The following is a 17,671-nucleotide window of genomic DNA, read 5'->3' on the forward strand; positions in this document are numbered from 1 at the left end:
GAGACGTTTTCTGAGCCATCCGCCGTGCGCCGAAGCCTCACCTGTCCGGAGACTGACGCTTTTCGTTGCCGGCCGGCAATCGAAGCGTCGTGGCCCAGAATTCTTCATAACGGGCAAGATTGGCGTTATTTCGCGGCAAGGTGTGATTGATGTAGCCGTTGAGCAGCACCGCATTAAGTACAACGAGCGCGGAGGCGGTGATGGCTCCTGACCACTTCCATCGGCTCGACAACAGCCAAGCGATACCGCCAGCGAACGGCACCAGCAGAACGGGCAAGAGTTCGATGCTCTGGCGGGAGCCGAAGGAGTCCCCGAACGTGTAATCGCCCCAGGATGCACCGACATAAAGCGCAAGCAACACCATCAGCAGGGAAATACGACCCTCGAACGGCCGGCGGGGAAGCTGTTGCAGCAGCGCGCCTACCATGAACAGATAAAGCGGGTGCCAGAAAAATACGCCTTTGCGGATCGAGAAGAGATAGTTGCGCAATTCGGGCGATCTGAAATGAAAGCCCTCCCCGACATAGCTGTAGTAAATCGGCCGGCCTGTGGTGACATACCAAAGGATCATCTGCGGCGACGCGGCGACGGCCGACGCCAGAACGGCGCAGGTACTTCCCACCAGCAAAGGACGCAGCGGCGCGGCGCGTGCAAAAACGAGAAACAGCAATGCGTAGACGGCGTTGGTCGGCCGCACCATGACGGCCAGCCCCATCAGAAAGCCGAACGTGATAAATGCCGGTAGCGAAGGTGCTTTGCCGGATTCCACCTGCCAGATGGTGAGATAAACCACCCCGGACAGGATGCAGTAACCATAGACATGGGAGAACGATCCGTCTCCTGTCGCGTAATCGAGCAGGTTGGTTGCCAGAATAACCGTCGCAAGCGCGAGCGCGGAGGGCAACGCCGAATAACGCAAGCGACAGGCGCGGAAGATGACAAACGAACCAAGGCTAAAATAGAACATGACTGAAATAGCGTTCGCGACCTGGAACGTAGTCTCGAAACCGTTAATGGAGGCATATCGGAAGTAACTGACCGAGAGCGCGACCAGGAAAAACGGCAGTTGCAAGACGGCAGGCCCGCATGTGTACTTGTCGAGATATCCGGGGCCGTGGACCGAGAGGCCCTGCCAATGCCCGTCTGGAAAGCGATAATGGGCGATGTCGCCCGGCAGGTTCGGCAGATTCAAAAAGGCAAGATGCGGGTCGCCGTAAATGAAAATCGCCGGCAAGTGCAAGTAATATCCCCAGCCGTCCGAGCCAATCGCGTTGCCGTTAAAGTGCATGCCGTAAACGTATGCATCCACACCAATCGCCAGCATGGCCGGAAGCCAAAATGCGGGATGTCGGACGATCGACCAGGCGTACCCAACCGCTGGCATCATTAAGCGCTCCGACTCTCCAAGGCGGTCAGTTGCGTAACTGTCGCTCAAAGTACGCGATGGTCTTTTCGAGACCTCGCTCAAGCGCAACCTGCGGCTCCCATTCGAGGCTGGATCGGGCCAGCGAAATGTCCGGTTGCCGTTGCTGGGGATCGTCCTGCGATGCCTGTTGGAACACGATGGACGACGAAGATCCGGTCATTTCGATCACCTGTTTTGCCAGATCGAGAATCGTGCACTCAATGGGATTGCCGATGTTGATCGGACCGGTCACATCCGCCGGCGTTCTCATGAATCTGACGGCAGCCTCGATCAAGTCGTCAACGTAGCAAAACGATCGCGTTTGCGTGCCCGTACCGTAAATCGAGATGGGCTGTCCGCGCAGCGCCCGAGTGATGAAATTAGATACGACGCGGCCGTCATTCTCGTGCATGCGGGGTCCGTAAGTATTGAATATCCGCATGACCTTGATTGCGACCTTGTGCTGCCGCAGGTAATCGAAGAACAGCGTTTCGGCGCAACGCTTGCCTTCGTCGTAGCATGCGCGAGGCCCGATCGGATTGACATTGCCCCAATACGCCTCGGTTTGCGGATGCACGCTGGGATCGCCGTAAACCTCGCTCGTCGAGGCCTGAAGGATGGGGCACTTCACGCGCTTGGCCAGCCCCAGCATGTTGATGGCGCCGTGAACGCTCACCTTCGTCGTGGCGACCGGGTCGAACTGATAGTGCACAGGCGACGCCGGGCAGGCAAAATTGAATATTGCATCCACCTCGACGAACAACGGCACCGTCACGTCGTGCCGCATCGCTTCAAACATGGAATTGCCGACAAGATGCGCGATATTGGCGCGACGCCCGGTAAAATAATTATCGACTGAAAGAACTTCCGCACCTTCGGCGAGCAAACGCTCGCACAGAAAGGACCCCAGAAAACCGGCCCCTCCCGTCACCAGCACGCGTTTGCCCTTGTAAAAATTCTGCTGCACCGTCGCTGCCATTGCCATCTCGTCCCTTCGTAGCGATCAATTTCCCGGACTGATCCGATAACGGATCAAATACCAGAGGGCTTTCAGACCATCCTTCCAGTTGATCTTTTTTCCCTCACGGTAAGTTCGGCCGTAGTAGTGAATTCCGGTTTCATAGATCCTCCACTTCCGTGCCAGCGCGATTTGCGCGCTGATCTGCACCTCTATTCCAAAATCGTTCGCGGTAATATTGAGTGTTTGCAGAACCTCACGGGTAAACATCTTGTAACAGGTCTCGATATCGGTCAGCGTCTGATTGCACAGTACATTGAAAATCATGGAAATCAGGCGATTGGCCAGATAGTGATGGAAATAAAGCGAGCGGTGCGGCTTTCCGTAGAAGCGGGAGCCGTAGACGACGTCGGCGACCTTCTTCGTGGCGATCAATCCATACATCACATTCCAGTCTTCCGGGTCGTACTCAAGATCGGCATCCTGAATGACCAGAACCGCTCCCGTGGCTACCCGCATTGCCGTTTGAATCGCTCCGCCTTTGCCCTTGTTGCGAGAGTGAAAGATCACCCGGATGATGCATTCATCCGTTGCCGGATTGACGGACGCGGCCGGGCCGCCGGCGATGTCCCCTTCGACAATGGTACGAAAGTTGTCCGCGAGCCAGGCCCGGGTGCCGTCGTTCGATCCATCATCGACGATGACGACCTCCTTGGAGATGCCGGGAAGCGACGCCTTAACGATGCCGATGATGTCGGCGATGCTGCCGATCTCATTGTAAACCGGCATCAGGATCGAGACGCCGGGAACTGTTGGGAAGCTTGCTGCGCTATTCATGTTCTGTGCTGCGACATGACCCGACCATAGAGATTCACGTATCGGTCAACCATCTGACTCGCGGAAAAATATTCTTGATACCGAAGAAACGCCCGGTGACCCATTTCCGTGCCTCGCGCCGGATTGTCGACAAGCAAACGCATCGCCTCGCCCAAAGCGCCTGGATCGGCGGCCGGAACGACCAGTCCGGTTTCTTCATGCTTGTTAATGTAACTCGTACCCGTACCGATTTCGCTCGAAATCATTGGCTTCCCGAACATCGCACCTTCGAGGAGGGATATACCAAACGCCTCCGAGCGCAGGTGGGAAGGAAGCACGACCGCACGGCTGAGCATAAAAAGGGCAACCTTGTCGATTTCCGATATTGTCCCGAGAAATGTCACCTTGGTAAGTCCGGCATCCGCAGCGTGCTTGCGCAATTCAGCCTCCACAGGCCCGGCCCCCACAATCACAACCGGAAAATTCGTGCCTCGATTTGCCTCGAATAGAATGTGGAGCCCCTTGTAATATCTCAACATCCCCACGAAAAGGAAGAATCCCTCGCCCAACTGTGCGCGCCACCGGTCGATGCGTGAAGCATCGGGCGTCGGATATGCGAGGCGGTCGAGACCAATCGGTATGACCTCTGTTTTCTCGCGGAACGCCATCAGCGTCTGGCTGGTCTCCAGATAGTTTGGCGAGGTAGCCACGATTCGATCGATGCTCCCAAGAAAACGATTCATCAGCGGCTTATACAACTTCATCCATCGTTGTTGCCGGACTATGTCCGAGTGATAGGTCAGGACGGTCGGTTTCGAAACCCCGGTCGCGAAATGCACGATGTCCGCAAAGGGCCAGGGATGATGGTAGTGGATGATATCGGCCCTGCTTGCGAGGGCGGCGAACTTCGCAAAAGACCTGATTGAAATGCCCGTCGAGGCTATTTCCAGATTTTTCCGGACACGATGAGAAACGTGATTGTCATACAAGTTACTCTCGTCGGTCACGTCCGAACTCAACGACAGGACATCGATCTCCAGTCCCCGTTGAGCGCAACCGCGGGCCAACTGGTAAATGAACTGTTCGATGCCTCCATGAGAATCTGGCAGATATGTCTTGTAAAAATGCAGGATCTTCAAACTTGCAGTTTCCCCGATCTATTTTCCGCCGAACGGGCGAAACGCATGCATTAGCATGAAATAGCAGAGCGGGCAGAGCGGGCGCTGTCAAGCGTGCGAACCAGCTGAACTTCAGCATTGTTTTGGACCGGTCGGGATACAGTTCTTTTCGTCGTAAGGCCTCACGATCAGAGCCGTCACCCGCCCCGTCACACCGGGAAACCCCATCAAAACAGATTGAACGGTGAATTCGGATCGGACCGACCGAGCAGGCGGCGCAACCCTTTCTATCTGTATGATGCAACCCTCATCGTCGCTGAAGCACATCGATCCCCATCCTCGTTCGAGGGTAGCTTGAGACGGCGCAGATGAATCGTCCGGCTCCCAAACATGCTGATATTGCGGATGATCCGGACTGTAGAAGGCGGCGGCAAATGCCAGCCCGTCGGTGCCGCTCACAAACGGCAGCGGCGCGTCGGACACTTCGTGCCATCGCCTCGTCAATTCGGCGACCGCCGGCCGATAGAAATTGCGTCCTTCCTTGAAGGGATGGGTGTTGCGAAAAATCGCATGAGCGGGAGCGACCACGACAAGGCAGATTGTCACCATGCCAAAAACGAGAATGGCGAGGTTGACCGGGTAAAACCGCTCGATCGAAAATCCCGCTCCGCAGACCACCACGATGACAAAGAGAAACAAGCCTTGCCAGGCCCAGAGCGCCGGAAAATGGGTTCTCAGGCCGACCGCTGCGATCATCGGCAAGACGACGGTCGCGATGCCGATGAGAAAAAGCAGCAACAACCCGGAATTCAGCGCCTTGAAATCCGCAGGCCATTGTTTGAGCCGGGAGCCCGCGATCGCGATCCAGCTCAGTGCAGGCAACACCATCGTGGCGCCAATGCCCAACAGGAAAGATCCGGCATCGATCAACGATTGGCCAAGGCTCGCTTCGCCAGACGTCTTGAGGGCGTATGTAAAAGGAGACGCGTCGGTCGTGGCCAGCCAATACAAATGAGGCGCAAGCACCACCAGGCCCGCGGCAGTGGAAACCCAAGGCGCGAAGGAACCGAAATATGTCCGGCGCTGCGGATGGGCAATCGCCGCAATAACGAAGCCGCCTACCAGAAACACCGAATAATACTTGCCCAGCATGGCAAGGGCTGCGGTTGCGCCGGCGGCGACCGCCCAGAGCAGATCGCGGGTCTCGAACGAACGCAGAAAGCAATAGGTCGCGATCGGCCAGGTCGCCAAGAGAATTGCGTTGGCATTGAAGCGTTGCGCATGAAACTGGTAAACCGGCGTCAGCATCAGCAGCAGCAGCACGACGATTCGCTTGTCGCCTCGGACAAAATGGCGGGAAATCAGGTCGACCGACCAGAGCGCTATCGCCGAGTTGGTCATCGCCAATAGCTGGAACGACCAGTCGGTGAGCGGAAAGACCGAGGTCCAAAGGTAGACCGCCCATCCCACCAGCGGCGGATGCTTGGAGTTACCCCACTGCCAGGTCCGGCCGAACGACCATGTTTCCAGAACGTCCGGGTGGAGATAGCCGGAGAGATAGGCGATCTGCAGATAGACCACCCAGACGGCGATGAAGCCCGCCAGCAGCAGCGGAACAGCCCACCCCGCCTCTACCCCGCCCAGCCATTTCAGGAACGGCCGCCGCCAGCGCGCCGGAGCGAGATCCGAACGCGCCGCCGCTGCAGAGGATGAGAAAGAGGTGCGCACCGCGATCCTGACCATGAATGATGCGAAGGAAAAGGACCTTACCCTATCAGCGACGAAACGACGCGCTCAAACCGGCAAATCCGCACCACTGTTATTTCGTTGTGCGAGCCTCATGCCTCATCGACGAGATCATGAAGACGATGTTCAAGTCCGCTTTCACTATCGCCTTGGGGGTGACCGAAGCTTTGAGTGTAGAGACGTGACACCGACGTCATCGCACGGCCCGCCATGTCAAAATATGATTTTCCTGCTTCAGAGGATGCCAGCCCTTGCTCATCCAATCTCGCTGCAATTGGCGCAAATGATTTGTAAAGCTCCCACTCTGCCGGACTACGACAGCAATATTTAATGCGCTCAGGGGAAGCAGGGTATGCGAGCCTCCTGAGCGATCCGTCAGCTATTGCAAGACTTGTGACAACTCGCTCGAGAACAAGCGCAATCTGAGCTACCGGTAGCTGGTTGGGAGCGCGCCACTGTCGCGGCTCGAAAAGAAAAGACCTGCTTTCCGGTCGTAATTTTTGCCGATCGACTGACAGGATATTGTCGATAACACCCATGAGACGATCCCAGAACTCTTTCTTTGCAACCCAGAAGTTCATGCAGAAGGCGTTCGAGAAATCCTCTCTCTGATTGATCCACACGTCGGGTTCATAACCCGCGAGCTCAATAATCTCCCTCGCGCACGCCAGAAAGCGGCTCCCAAACTGGTGCGATGAATTGATCCAACCGTTGAAGAAAAAAACCGGAAACTGAGGTCGCGGATCTACAAAATAGAAATCGTACCCGGGATTGTCCCCAACCCATTGCTTGAACTCCAAACCGGATACGCCGCTCTTGGCCGCGAACTTTGGCGAAAACGCTCCAGTGAGGTCGAATTTTCTCGTATCACCCCTGGCATGCAACTCTCGAAAGGCCGCAAATTCGCGATGGTCTGGATGTGGATTCCGGCGCCAGTCAAAAGCGACGAAACCAGGCTCCAGCTTAGAAAAACTACGTTCATTCCAGCAGATTTGAAAAATCCCTGATGCCATGGAGATTGACTGACGCTCCCGAGATAAATCAATGGGATAGACCAAGCGCATCACTTGCGACCCGGCCATCTTTCGAGCAACAATTCAATCTCCTGGATCAACCGCGCCGTGCTTTCGGGCTGGACAAGCTGCTGCTTGATTCGATTGACCAGGAGGTTGCGTTTTTTGCCGGCAAGCGCGCGTGATACGCCTTCACCGATATCGGAATTGTCAGCGGCGATATAGGTGACGTCATCGCCCAGCAGTTCACGGGACCATGGATGCTCATGGAGCACCAAAGGGGCGCCCGCGAGACCGGCTTCAATTGCCGAATGACCGGGAAAATCAACGCCGAGTTCGAGATAGACCTCGCAGCTCTGCATGGCGGAGCGGACGATTTCGGATCCCGCCTGAAGGTAGGGCAAAAACCGCACGTGATTGGAGGCGGCGGCCTTGCATTTCTCGAAATAGGATCTGTCCCGGTATCCCCCGATGAAGATCAATGGAATGTCGTAATCGTTCAAGGCTTCGATCGCCTGCAGTTGCTGCTTCGCCTGCTCCAGCGCACCCACCCACAGAATGAAACGTTCAAGCCCATAGGCCGAGCGGAACAAATCGTCCGGGACCAACTTTGCAAAGGAAGGGTTAATGCCCGGCGGCACGATCACCAGCTTGCGGTCATCGACATGGAAAGAGGCCTTGCACAGCTCGCTTTCGACATGGGTCCTGACGACGATCAGATCGGCAAGATCGAGATGCTCCCGGACAACCTGCGCCGAGGTTGACGCCGCGTTGAAGAAATTATAATTCGGCAGCAAAACAATGGGCTTTCCGGCATCCCGGATGCTGCGAAGCAGCCCTTCGCCGCCGCCAAAGGCCGAGAAATGGATGACCGCATCGTACTGACGAAGCGGTCGTGAAGTATGTCCGTAAAAATCCGCGCGAACACCGTTTTCACTCAAGTATTCGGCGAGTTGAAGAAATTCGGTTTCGCCGCCGCCGGGTGCCAGAAAAGCCTGATGATAGGTTGTCAGCAATAACCGCATTCGCACCACTCACGCAAACCGAGCACGACGGACTTAACCTTTTTTCGCCCCTTCTGCCAAGCAGTGATTGATCTCGGGAATGAGCAAATTAACTGATTTTGTTGGACTTTTCGCTATCGCTCCGATATCAGAACGACCTCAACTCGTTGGTGGTCGCAACCCGCCAAATTCGTTCGATGCGATCCTGTTCGCTCCTGGTTTTGCTTTGGTATCGGATTTTGTGCGTGGTCTAGGAAGCTCGGGGGCGGACGCGAAATGACCAAGCCAAAATTCAAAGGCATCATTCTGGCCGGCGGACGAGGCACCCGGTTGTTTCCGGCGACCATCTCGATCAGCAAGCAATTGATCCCGCTCTACGACAAACCGATGATATATTACCCGCTCAGCACCTTGATGCTGGCCGGCATTCGCGAAGTCATGATCATTTCGACCCCCCCGGCACTTCCTTTGTTTCAAGAGCTTTTAGGCACGGGGCGACAGATCGGAATGGAATTCGAATACGCGGTTCAGGCGGAAGCGAGGGGTCTGGCCGAGGCATTCGTCATCGGCGAAAGGTTTGTAGGCCGGTCCCATGCGGCCTTGGCGTTAGGCGACAATATTTTCCACGGAACCGGCGTCGGCAACGCCATTCGTCACGCGGTTGCGCTGGAAAAGGGTGCGTCGATATTGGCCTATTGGGTCAACGATCCCAGGCAATACGGCGTCATCGAATTGGACGAAAGCGGCAAGCCGCTTTCGATCGAGGAAAAGCCGAACAATCCAAAAAGCAACTATGCCGTCACAGGCCTGTATTTCTACGACAATGATGTGATTGAGATTGCGAAGGGGGTAAAGCCGTCCGCTCGCGGCGAACTCGAAATCACCGATGTAAACAATGCCTACCTCGCCAACGGAACCTTGTCGGTCGAAAAACTTGGACGGGGAGATGCCTGGCTTGACACCGGCACCTACGACACCCTGCTCGAAGCCAGTCATTTTGTTCAAACGATCGAAAAGCGACAAGGGCAGAAAATCGCGTGCATCGAAGAGATCGCTTGGCGCATGGGCTTCATCGACGAGGAAGAGCTGGAACAGCTTGCCCATCCTTTGATCGTCAGCGGCTACGGCAAGTATATTCTCAACCTGCTTAAACACTAGCCGTGACCGGTGGCGGCAACCGTTACGCCGGGGCAATGGTTAAGCTGTTTGAGTGATTGAATGCGAATTTTGGTCATTGGACGAAACGGACAGGTTGCAAACGTGCTTGCGCGGCTTGGCGCTGCGGGCAGGCATAGACTGACATGTCTCGGTCGCAACGATATCGATGTTTTCTCCAGGCGCGCCATCGAACAAGCCGTATTGCGATTTCAGCCCGAAGCCCTGATCAATGCTGCCGGCTACACCGCGGTTGATAAGGCGGAAAGCGATCGGGATGCCGCCTATGCGCTGAACCAGTTCGCCCCGCGCCTTCTGGCCGAGATTTCAGCGGCTCATCGTGTCCCGTTTATTCATCTCTCCACTGATTATGTCTTCGATGGAACGAAGCCGACACCTTACAAACCGGCAGACCCGATCGGGCCGCTGAACATATATGGCGCATCCAAAGCGGCGGGCGAAAGCGCCGTCCTTTCGGCGAACCCCGCCGCCGTAATCCTGCGCACGGCATGGGTTTACAGCGACATCGGTTCGAACTTCGTCAAACGAATGCTGGAGTTGGGCGCAGAACGCGACGAACTGCGGATCGTTGACGATCAACTCGGCAATCCTACCTTCGCAGACGATATCGCGGACGCATGCCTGCGGATCGCGTCGCACGAGAAACTACGCACAGGAGCGGCGGGCGGAATCTATCACTTCGCCGGCCGTGGCGAAGTGACCTGGTTTGGTTTCGCCGGAGCCATCTTCGACGGAGCGCGGCTGCGCGGGCGTCGCACTCCCGCCGCCTTGGTTGCCATCACCACGGACCAGTATCCGACGCCGGCAAGGCGCCCGGCCAATTCACGTCTCGATTGCACGCTGACCGAGGCCACATTTGGAATCGCCACGCAACCCTGGGAGGCCGGGTTAAAGATATGCCTGGACCGGCTGTTGGTTTAAAGCGACCATCCATGCCGGTTTCGATGCGCGGCATTTGCTTGACTTTGACGGTCGTCACGCGACATTTGTGGGCAAATGATGGGCTAAGGGCGAAAAACCTCCGACCCAAATACAGACATGCGGAACCAAAACGCGATGAGTACAGCCGAGGCAAGCGCCGGACCAAGAAAGCGGCGACCCAAGTTTTCCGTTTCGCACTATCTCGATCTGATCCTGACTCTCGCTCACAAAGAGGTCAAGGTTCGTTATAAGAACAATATACTGGGCTACATCTGGTCGCTGGCAAATCCGCTCGCTTCGGCGCTGGTGTTTTATTTTGCGCTGCAGGTGATATTCAGATCGAGCATTCCAAGGTATCCGCTGTTTCTGATCATCGGTCTGTTCTCGTGGCAATGGTTCAGCAATTATCTTATCGGGGCCTGCAATGTCTTCATCAACAATGGCAGCTTGATCAAGAAGTCCGTGTTCCCGCGGTCGGTCTTGCCGGTCGCGCTCAATATCCAGGATGCATTCCACTTCGTGATGTCGATCCCGATCACCATATGCTTCATGTATTTTTATGACATTCCGATTGGCTTAAGTATCCTTGGTGGCCTGCTGTTTCTTATCCCGGCTCAATTCTTTCTGCTGCTGGGCATCGGACTCGCCATTTCATCCATCAACCTGTTTTTTCGCGACATGGAACGAATTCTGGCGATCACGCTCAATATGATGATGTATCTTTCGCCGGTATTGTTTCCGATCGACCAGGTTCCGGATCCATACAAGGAATGGATGAAATTTAACCCGATGACGCCGCTGATCGAAGCCTGGCGCGGGGTTTTCCTGAACAATGAGCTGCAATGGGGAAACATCGGTCTGATCTATCTCTATGCGGCGATCGCGCTTGCGTTCGGCACAGTCGTGTATCGCAGGTTGGTTCACGGCTTTGCGGAGGTCATCTAGGTGCAGGGGCCTCACGCGCGAACCCCGCGACATAGCGTGAGTCGCGACTTCGAATTGCGATCTGGCGAGAAACAACAGGTGGAAACCGCCCCAATTGCGATCAAATTCGAAAATGTCTCGAAGAGCTATTCTGATCGCACGTTTTTGGCTGGCGGGCTTAAGAACTATGCCTTGAATGGTTTTTCGGCCACGAAATACCGGAAGAGCCACTTGGTCCTGAGCAACATCTCCTTCGAGATTCGCCGCGGCACGACGGTTGCGTTCGTTGGACGCAACGGCGTCGGAAAGAGCACGTTGCTTGGGCTGATCGCGGGCATCATGCGTCCGGACAGCGGAGAAATCACGGTTGACGGGCGGGTCTCGTCGCTGCTCGAGCTGGGTGCGGGATTTCATCCCGATCTTTCAGGGCGGGAGAATATCGAACTCTACGGGGTGGTCCTCGGCTTCTCTCGCTCGGAGGTTCGACGACGGGTCGATAGCATTATTGCGTTTTCGGAGCTTGCAGAACATATCGAAACACCGATCCGCTTCTATTCAAGCGGAATGCTGGCGCGCCTGGGCTTTGCGGTAGTGTCGCAGCTTGATCCCGAAATCCTGCTTGTCGACGAAGTGCTGGCGGTTGGCGACTTTGCCTTTCAGGCAAAGTGCAACGACGTCATTCGACAATTCCGTGCATCCGGCGGCACCATCGTCCTGGTATCCCATGCCGCGCACAACATTATCGAGCTTTGCGATGAGGCATTCCTGATCGAAAACCACGGCATCGCGGCGTCAGGCGATCCGCGCGAGGTGATGAAGCGGTATGAAGACAGGGGGTAGCGACGATCGATTTCGTTTATGCCAATTTCGAAGCGGCTGCCTGCCATGCGCATCTCTTGACAACGCTCGGATGCTGCCTATTCTCGCTGTTTTGTCGAGGTTTTGAGAGCATTCCAGCCTTGGGAATGGAGAGCACGATTGTTAGTGACGTACTCCATATTTGTCCTTATTCAATTCCCGGTGTTCGCTTGAGCTAACGGCATTCTGTTAGACGTTTCGCTGGGACTTTGTTGCATGTCGGCCAAGTTTGGAATTACCGACGATCAATACCAAAGCTGGATTCAGGATTTCGATACGCTTTCGCCGGCCGATTGCGAGCTGATCGAAAGACACATCGCACGCCTTTCATACAAGCCGCTGATTTCGATCATTATGCCGGTTTTCGATACGCCGGCGTATCTACTAAGAGAAGCTATCACATCGGTTCGCGAGCAGCTCTATCCCCACTGGGAACTGTGTATCGCCGATGATGCATCCACTTCCCCGCACGTTCAGGACGTCTGCCAGGCGGAGGCCGCCGCCGATCCCCGCATCAAGCTCATAAGGCGTGAAAACAACGGCCACATATCGGCCGCTTCGAATTCGGCCTTGTCGATCGCAACCGGAGATTTTGTCGCGCTGATGGATCATGATGACCTGATCCCGCGGCACGCACTTTACCATGTCGCAGTTGTCATCAACGAAAAGCCCGACGTGGACATCATCTATTCTGACGAAGACCAGATCGACGCCGGCGGCCGCAGGCGATCGCCCTATTTCAAGACCGGCTGGAATCCGGATCTAATGCTCGGTCACAACGTGATGAGTCATCTGACCGTCTATCGAAGAAGCCTGCTTGAGAAGGCCGGATATTTTCGGGAAGGGTACGAGGGAAGCCAGGACTACGACCTTTCGCTAAGAGCCATAGCCGCAACGACCTCCGACAAGGTCCACCACATTCCCCACGTACTCTATCATTGGCGCCGCGGGTACGGATCTGCTTCGTTTTCAGAAGCCTGGCTGGAGAGATGTTGCGATTCTGCACGGCGTGCCATCGCGGACTACCTGGTCCAGAAAGGTGAGCGCGGAACGGTGTCCGCCCACCCTCTTATCAAAAACTGGCATCTTGTCAGGCGCGATTTACCGCCTGTCCCGCCACTCGTATCCCTGCTCATACCGACGAGAGACAAGGCGGATCTTCTGGAGAAGTGCGTTACCGGACTGCTGCGCCATACCGATTACAAAAATTTCGAGATCCTGATTCTTGACAACGAGAGCCGGGAGGCGGCAACCCGACAGTTGTTCAAGGAACTTTCAAAAGACGATCGCGTGCGGATTGTCCCGTATGATCAGCCATTCAACTATTCAGCCATCAACAATTTCGGAGCAACCAAGGCAAGAGGTTCAATTCTCGGGCTCCTCAACAACGATGTTGATGTCATCGATCCGAACTGGCTTTCCGAAATGGTCTCGCTGGCCTTGCTTCCCGAAGCCGGCGCTATCGGCGCAAGATTGCTTTACGCAGATGGCCGCGTGCAACATGGCGGCGTGGTACTCGGGGTCGGTGGAGTAGCAAATCATTTCAATCATCTTCTGCCCCGAGAAGAGTTTGGTTATTTCGGAAGAAGCATTATGAGATCGACTGTCTCTGCCGTCACTGGCGCTTGTCTGGTGGTAAGAAAACCCATCTTTGAAGAAGTTAACGGCCTTGATGAAATCAATCTGCCGGTGGCTTTCAATGACGTTGATCTTTGCCTTCGGATACAGGAGAAAGGCTATCGCAATATTTGGACACCGGTCGAGCTGTACCACCTGGAAAGCGCGAGCCGGGGTGTCGATACAACGTCAGCCCAATTTATCTCTGAAGCAAGCTATATGGTTAGCCGCTGGAGCAATGTTCTCGCCGAAGACCCGTTCTACAGCCCAAACATGTCGTCCGAGAACGGAAGATTTTTTCTAGCGTCCCCACCGCGCGTGACTAAACCCTGGAATAACCTGTAATGCGTTTCCGGTACAAGAAGGCGTTCGCCCTTCCCAAGGAAGTTGTCCTAGAGTAACCAATTCAAAATGCGCCTTTGCAGCAAACCCAAGACCGGGATTTGCGAAGTAAGTGCGAAAATCAGGCTTTCGAATTCGCAAGAAAGCAAATGTTTGAGAAATGGACACTGAACAAATAGCCGGCTTGATCGCAAAGCCCTACAGACACCTCCCGGAATTCGGCTACGATTTTCCTACTGGACTTTTATTGGCCTGGCTGGCGTGCGGCCGGGTCACCCAGCTCGCGTTTGACCTGGAGACGGATCGAGGCGCCGATGATTGGACCTTCTGGTGGCTCCGCGGCGGACGGAAAAATTTCCCGGGCATTAGCGACGAACTCGATCGCGAGATTTTGCAAAAGCTGCACGTACAGCATCTGACACCCAAGCCGCGCGCCGAACGGCTTCAGTTAACGCCACTTCTGTCGTTGATCCACCGGCATCGCGACGATTTACGCGATTTATTTGACGTCGACACAGCAACCGGCTGCGATCAAATGTGGTACTGGTGGCTGTCATTCGGCGTTCAGGAATACTTCGGTTCTCCACCCTGGCTCATTGCTGCGCAGGTCAAGGCGTTGCACCGTCTTGACGCCTCTTTTTTCCGAAAAACAGGACTCGTCCGACCAACGGCGATGGTCATGGTCGCATGGAACAACAACCCGGCGAACCGACAGCGGATCGACATAGAAACGGCCTCGGGCTCGTCCATCTTATGGCAGTCTTTTTTGGCGTCCGAAGCCAAAACGTTCAGGCTTCCGAACAGGGGGTTGCCGCATATCTCCGATACGATTTCGCAAACTCAGTCGGATTTTTCAGATCCTCTCAAGGGCTTGATACCGCCAAACTTGGCGATTCTCCGCTTAAGCCGTCCGGACCTGCGGGCTGCGTTTGAGTACAGCGAACGCGGCATTTCCGATCTGGTGTTCTGGTGGCTTACCCATGGCCGCGGCGAATTCGCGGATTTGCGCCCCCAGATCGACCAGGCCTTGCTGCGGTCGCTACATCTCGATTTCCTGCCCGCGGCAGGTTCTGGAGCCGCACGTCGCCTCACTCCCCTGTTGGGCATCATACACGGTCACAGGCCGGACTTGCACTCCACGTTCGATGTCGCCACACCGGATGGAATTACCGGAATGTGGCGCTGGTGGTTGGAGTACGGCGAGCGAGAAACATTCGGCACGCACACGCAAAAACCTGCACAAATGCCGTCACAGGCAAATATTCATGGCGGATTCGCCGCTGCACCGGCGCGGTCGTGGGTAGATAACGACAGACCATCAATCGCGCCCGCCTCCCCTCCGACCCGCGCAGGCAAGTCGGGGGTCTGTCTTGTCGGCCATGCCAAGGGCGAATTCGGACTGGGAGAGGATGTCCGCCTTCTTCGCGCGGCGCTGGATCAGGCGAACGTAGCCAACTTTGTCGTCAAGGCGCCCTGGCATATCACCGCCCGTGAATCGATCGACGAACCCGCGCTGGACGCCGCCGACGCCGGTTTTGACTCCGATGTCATATTCTATGCGATGCCGCCGTTCGATACGGTGATGCTGCTGAACAAGATCGGTTCGCGCGCGTTCTCGGCGCGGCGAAAGATCGGCTTTTGGCAATGGGAGCTCGAACGCTTTCCGGCTCCGGCAAACCTGGCCATGGCTCTGGTGGACGAGATCTGGTGTCACTCCGAACATGCCGCGACCGCGTTTCGGCAGGCAACCGACAAACCGGTTATCAAGGTTCCCCTGCCCGTATCTGTTCCGGACACCGGAATCGCATCGCGCGCCGCGTTCGGCTTGCCCGAGCAGGCGTTCGTGGTTTTCACCAGTTTCGATGGCGCCTCGGCGATCGCCCGGAAAAATCCGCTCGCTGCGATTCTGGCGTTCCAGCGCGCGTTTCCGGCTGACGGAAGCGTTGACGCCCGGCTGATCGTGAAGGCGATGAACACCGACAATGACTCGCTTTGGCGGGAATGCCTGCGCAAGGCCGCCGCCGACGAACGCATTGTTATCATCGATACCGTGCTGGACCGCGATGCCTACTACCGGCTATTGCGGGCGTGCGATGCCGTGATCTCGCTTCACCGCGCCGAAGGTTTCGGGCGGTTGATGGCCGAAGCGATGGCTTTCGGGATTCCCGTGATCGCATCGGGCTATTCCGGTAACCTGGATTTCATGACCGAAGAGAACAGCTGGCTGATCGACGGAGACCTCATTCCGGTGTTGCCCGGCGACTATGCATTTCATCAAGGTCAGAGATGGCTGGAGCCCGACGTCGAGAAAGCCGCGCGAGCTCTCCGCGAGTGCGCAACGGATGATGGAAAGTGTCGGCAGCGCGTTGCTTTGGGCATCACCGATATTGCCTCGAAATACAGCCTCAAGACTTGTGGGGAGGCTTATGCAAAACTTCTGGACATGGACTCGATGGAAGTCCGGCTCACCGCACGACGCCAATGCGCATCCGTGTGATCGCACCCGACATCCGGAGGCATGACGCCGTCGGTGATTGCTGCCTTCTTCGTCCTGGGTGCGCACAGAGACGATTGATGCCGATGAGCCGGCTGGCATCCGCGCGGCGCGCGCGCCTCGAAACACTTCGGCGTCGTGCCGATGGACATCTAATTCTGGACCAAGCCAGGACCCTGCACCGTGCGCGTATTATTTAGCACCTATCCCTGGGCATTCGAAACGCCAGGCGGCGGCGAGATCCAGCTGAAAAAATACGCCGAGCACCTGCCTGCCCACGGCATCGAAGTGCGGTTGCACGATCCGTGGCGGGCCAACCTCGCCGAGGTCGCCGCCGTGCATTTCTTTTCCTGCATCGGCGGTTCGGTTCACTTCTGCAACTATGTGCACCAGCGCGGTCTGCCGCTTGTGATTTCGTCCTCGCTCTGGATGACACCGGAGACGGCCGACCTCTACCCCGTCGATGAAATCCGCTCGCAGCTTTCGCTGGCTGACGTCGTCGTCACGAATTCGGACACGGAATCCGATCTGCTATCGCGCGTGCTGGGTTTACCGCACGACCGCTTTATGACGGTCATGAACGGATTTGAGCCGCGTTTTCTGCAGCCGCAGGATCCCGACCTGTTCCGCACTGCTTTTGGAATCGAGGGTCCGTTCATCCTCAACGTCGGCAATATCGAGCCGCGCAAGAACCAGCTGGGGCTTGTTCGCGCCCTGGCGGGCCATCCCTTGCCGCTGGTGCTGCTGGGACATCAGCGCGACAAAGCTTATGCCTCCGAACTGCTGGCTGAGGGCGGATCGAGGGTACGCCACCTCGGCGCGCTGGATCACGCCGACCCCCTCCTCGCCTCCGCGTTTGGGGCCTGCTCGGCGTTCGTCCTGCCTTCGACGCTCGAAACGCCGGGGCTGGCTGCATTGGAAGCCGCGGCGTCGGGTGCACCTGTCGTCGTGACCTCGGAAGGCTCGACCCGGGACTACTTCGGCTGCCATGCCCACTATGTCGACCACCGCGACCCCCTGGATATTCGCCGCGGCATAGATGCCGCCGTAACTCAGGGTCGCACATCCGACCTGAAGGCCCATGTCGCTTCCCGTTTCGGCTGGCCGACCGTCACCGAGAGGCTTGTGGAGGTCTACTCCGTCGCCCGGCGGCGCCTGGCTGCGCGATAACTGGCAGGCAAGCCAGTCTCGATTGCAGTCGCAAGTGGCAGCGGGTATCCCGCCCGAATTCGCCGCCGTGCGGGTTCACAGGCTCGCTGATCGTTTTTCGCCGCCGAAA

The 17,671-nt window shown here is 56.4% G+C and carries 15 protein-coding genes; 8 read left to right on the top strand and 7 right to left on the bottom strand.

From position 1 onward, the window contains the following. Positions 1-37: 37 nt before the first annotated feature. The 7 genes from E7813_RS03440 to E7813_RS03470 all read right to left on the bottom strand — a co-directional run bounded on the left by E7813_RS03440 (position 38) and on the right by E7813_RS03470 (position 8,081). Positions 38-1,387 carry a hypothetical protein gene (locus E7813_RS03440; RefSeq protein WP_291570905.1) on the bottom strand — a complete coding sequence of 450 codons (1,350 nt, stop codon included), beginning with the start codon at positions 1,385-1,387 and terminating at the stop codon, positions 38-40. A gap of 25 nt (positions 1,388-1,412) precedes the next feature. Continuing rightward, positions 1,413-2,384, bottom strand: coding sequence for a UDP-glucuronic acid decarboxylase family protein (locus E7813_RS03445; protein ID WP_291570907.1), 972 nt, complete (start codon positions 2,382-2,384; stop codon positions 1,413-1,415). A gap of 24 nt (positions 2,385-2,408) precedes the next feature. After that, positions 2,409-3,200: a glycosyltransferase family 2 protein gene (locus E7813_RS03450; protein ID WP_291570909.1), complete on the bottom strand. Its 792-nt coding sequence runs from the start codon at positions 3,198-3,200 to the stop codon at positions 2,409-2,411. Continuing rightward, on the bottom strand, positions 3,197-4,318 hold the full coding sequence (locus E7813_RS03455) for a glycosyltransferase family 4 protein (protein ID WP_291570911.1): 1,122 nt from the start codon (positions 4,316-4,318) through the stop codon (positions 3,197-3,199). Before E7813_RS03455 ends, E7813_RS03450 begins: the two co-directional genes overlap by 4 nt. A gap of 111 nt (positions 4,319-4,429) precedes the next feature. Then, positions 4,430-6,025, bottom strand: coding sequence for a glycosyltransferase family 39 protein (locus tag E7813_RS03460; protein WP_291570912.1), 1,596 nt, complete (start codon positions 6,023-6,025; stop codon positions 4,430-4,432). A gap of 110 nt (positions 6,026-6,135) precedes the next feature. Further along, positions 6,136-7,101 carry a hypothetical protein gene (locus tag E7813_RS03465; protein ID WP_291570913.1) on the bottom strand — a complete coding sequence of 322 codons (966 nt, stop codon included), beginning with the start codon at positions 7,099-7,101 and terminating at the stop codon, positions 6,136-6,138. Positions 7,102-7,106: 5 nt separating this feature from the next. Continuing rightward, the gene (locus tag E7813_RS03470) at positions 7,107-8,081 is read right to left on the bottom strand and encodes a glycosyltransferase (RefSeq protein ID WP_291570914.1); all 975 of its coding nucleotides are present in this window, start codon (positions 8,079-8,081) and stop codon (positions 7,107-7,109) included. A 79-nt stretch (positions 8,082-8,160) separates the two neighbouring features. Here E7813_RS03470 and E7813_RS03475 point away from each other — a divergent pair, with 79 nt between their 5' ends. The 8 genes from E7813_RS03475 to E7813_RS03510 all read left to right on the top strand — a co-directional run bounded on the left by E7813_RS03475 (position 8,161) and on the right by E7813_RS03510 (position 17,562). Continuing rightward, complete coding sequence (locus E7813_RS03475) at positions 8,161-8,340, top strand: hypothetical protein (protein WP_291570915.1); 180 nt, start codon at positions 8,161-8,163, stop codon at positions 8,338-8,340. Beyond that, on the top strand, positions 8,337-9,218 hold the full coding sequence (gene rfbA, locus E7813_RS03480; RefSeq protein WP_291570917.1) for a glucose-1-phosphate thymidylyltransferase RfbA: 882 nt from the start codon (positions 8,337-8,339) through the stop codon (positions 9,216-9,218). The genes E7813_RS03475 and rfbA overlap by 4 nt, the downstream gene beginning before the upstream one ends. A 60-nt stretch (positions 9,219-9,278) precedes the next feature. Then, complete coding sequence (gene rfbD / locus E7813_RS03485) at positions 9,279-10,157, top strand: dTDP-4-dehydrorhamnose reductase (protein WP_291570919.1); 879 nt, start codon at positions 9,279-9,281, stop codon at positions 10,155-10,157. 135 nt (positions 10,158-10,292) lie between these two features. Further along, positions 10,293-11,102: an ABC transporter permease gene (locus E7813_RS03490; RefSeq protein WP_291570921.1), complete on the top strand. Its 810-nt coding sequence runs from the start codon at positions 10,293-10,295 to the stop codon at positions 11,100-11,102. Between the two features lie 36 nt (positions 11,103-11,138). Beyond that, positions 11,139-11,921, top strand: coding sequence for an ABC transporter ATP-binding protein (locus E7813_RS03495; RefSeq protein ID WP_291570923.1), 783 nt, complete (start codon positions 11,139-11,141; stop codon positions 11,919-11,921). A 234-nt stretch (positions 11,922-12,155) separates the two neighbouring features. Then, positions 12,156-13,901: a glycosyltransferase gene (locus E7813_RS03500; RefSeq protein ID WP_291570926.1), complete on the top strand. Its 1,746-nt coding sequence runs from the start codon at positions 12,156-12,158 to the stop codon at positions 13,899-13,901. Between the two features lie 157 nt (positions 13,902-14,058). Then, a complete protein-coding gene (locus E7813_RS03505; protein ID WP_291570928.1) occupies positions 14,059-16,395 on the top strand; it encodes a glycosyltransferase in 2,337 nt (778 codons plus the stop codon). 180 nt (positions 16,396-16,575) lie between these two features. Further along, complete coding sequence (locus tag E7813_RS03510) at positions 16,576-17,562, top strand: glycosyltransferase (RefSeq protein WP_291570931.1); 987 nt, start codon at positions 16,576-16,578, stop codon at positions 17,560-17,562. Positions 17,563-17,671 lie beyond the last annotated feature (109 nt).

It is taken from the genome of Bradyrhizobium sp. (genome assembly GCF_004799405.1).
GTDB lineage: Bacteria > Pseudomonadota > Alphaproteobacteria > Rhizobiales > Xanthobacteraceae > Bradyrhizobium.

Excerpts from the sequence above, each read along its gene's own strand:
- E7813_RS03445 (WP_291570907.1), bottom strand. The coding sequence starts at position 2,384 with ATGGCAGCGACGGTGCAGCAGAATTTTTACAAGGGCAAACGCGTGCTG.
- rfbA (WP_291570917.1), top strand. The coding sequence starts at position 8,337 with ATGACCAAGCCAAAATTCAAAGGCATCATTCTGGCCGGCGGACGAGGC.
- E7813_RS03470 (WP_291570914.1), bottom strand. The coding sequence starts at position 8,081 with ATGCGGTTATTGCTGACAACCTATCATCAGGCTTTTCTGGCACCCGGC.
- E7813_RS03505 (WP_291570928.1), top strand. The coding sequence starts at position 14,059 with ATGGACACTGAACAAATAGCCGGCTTGATCGCAAAGCCCTACAGACAC.
- rfbD (WP_291570919.1), top strand. The coding sequence starts at position 9,279 with ATGCGAATTTTGGTCATTGGACGAAACGGACAGGTTGCAAACGTGCTT.
- E7813_RS03490 (WP_291570921.1), top strand. The coding sequence starts at position 10,293 with ATGAGTACAGCCGAGGCAAGCGCCGGACCAAGAAAGCGGCGACCCAAG.
- E7813_RS03440 (WP_291570905.1), bottom strand. The coding sequence starts at position 1,387 with ATGATGCCAGCGGTTGGGTACGCCTGGTCGATCGTCCGACATCCCGCA.
- E7813_RS03475 (WP_291570915.1), top strand. The coding sequence starts at position 8,161 with ATGAGCAAATTAACTGATTTTGTTGGACTTTTCGCTATCGCTCCGATA.
- E7813_RS03500 (WP_291570926.1), top strand. The coding sequence starts at position 12,156 with ATGTCGGCCAAGTTTGGAATTACCGACGATCAATACCAAAGCTGGATT.
- E7813_RS03450 (WP_291570909.1), bottom strand. The coding sequence starts at position 3,200 with ATGAATAGCGCAGCAAGCTTCCCAACAGTTCCCGGCGTCTCGATCCTG.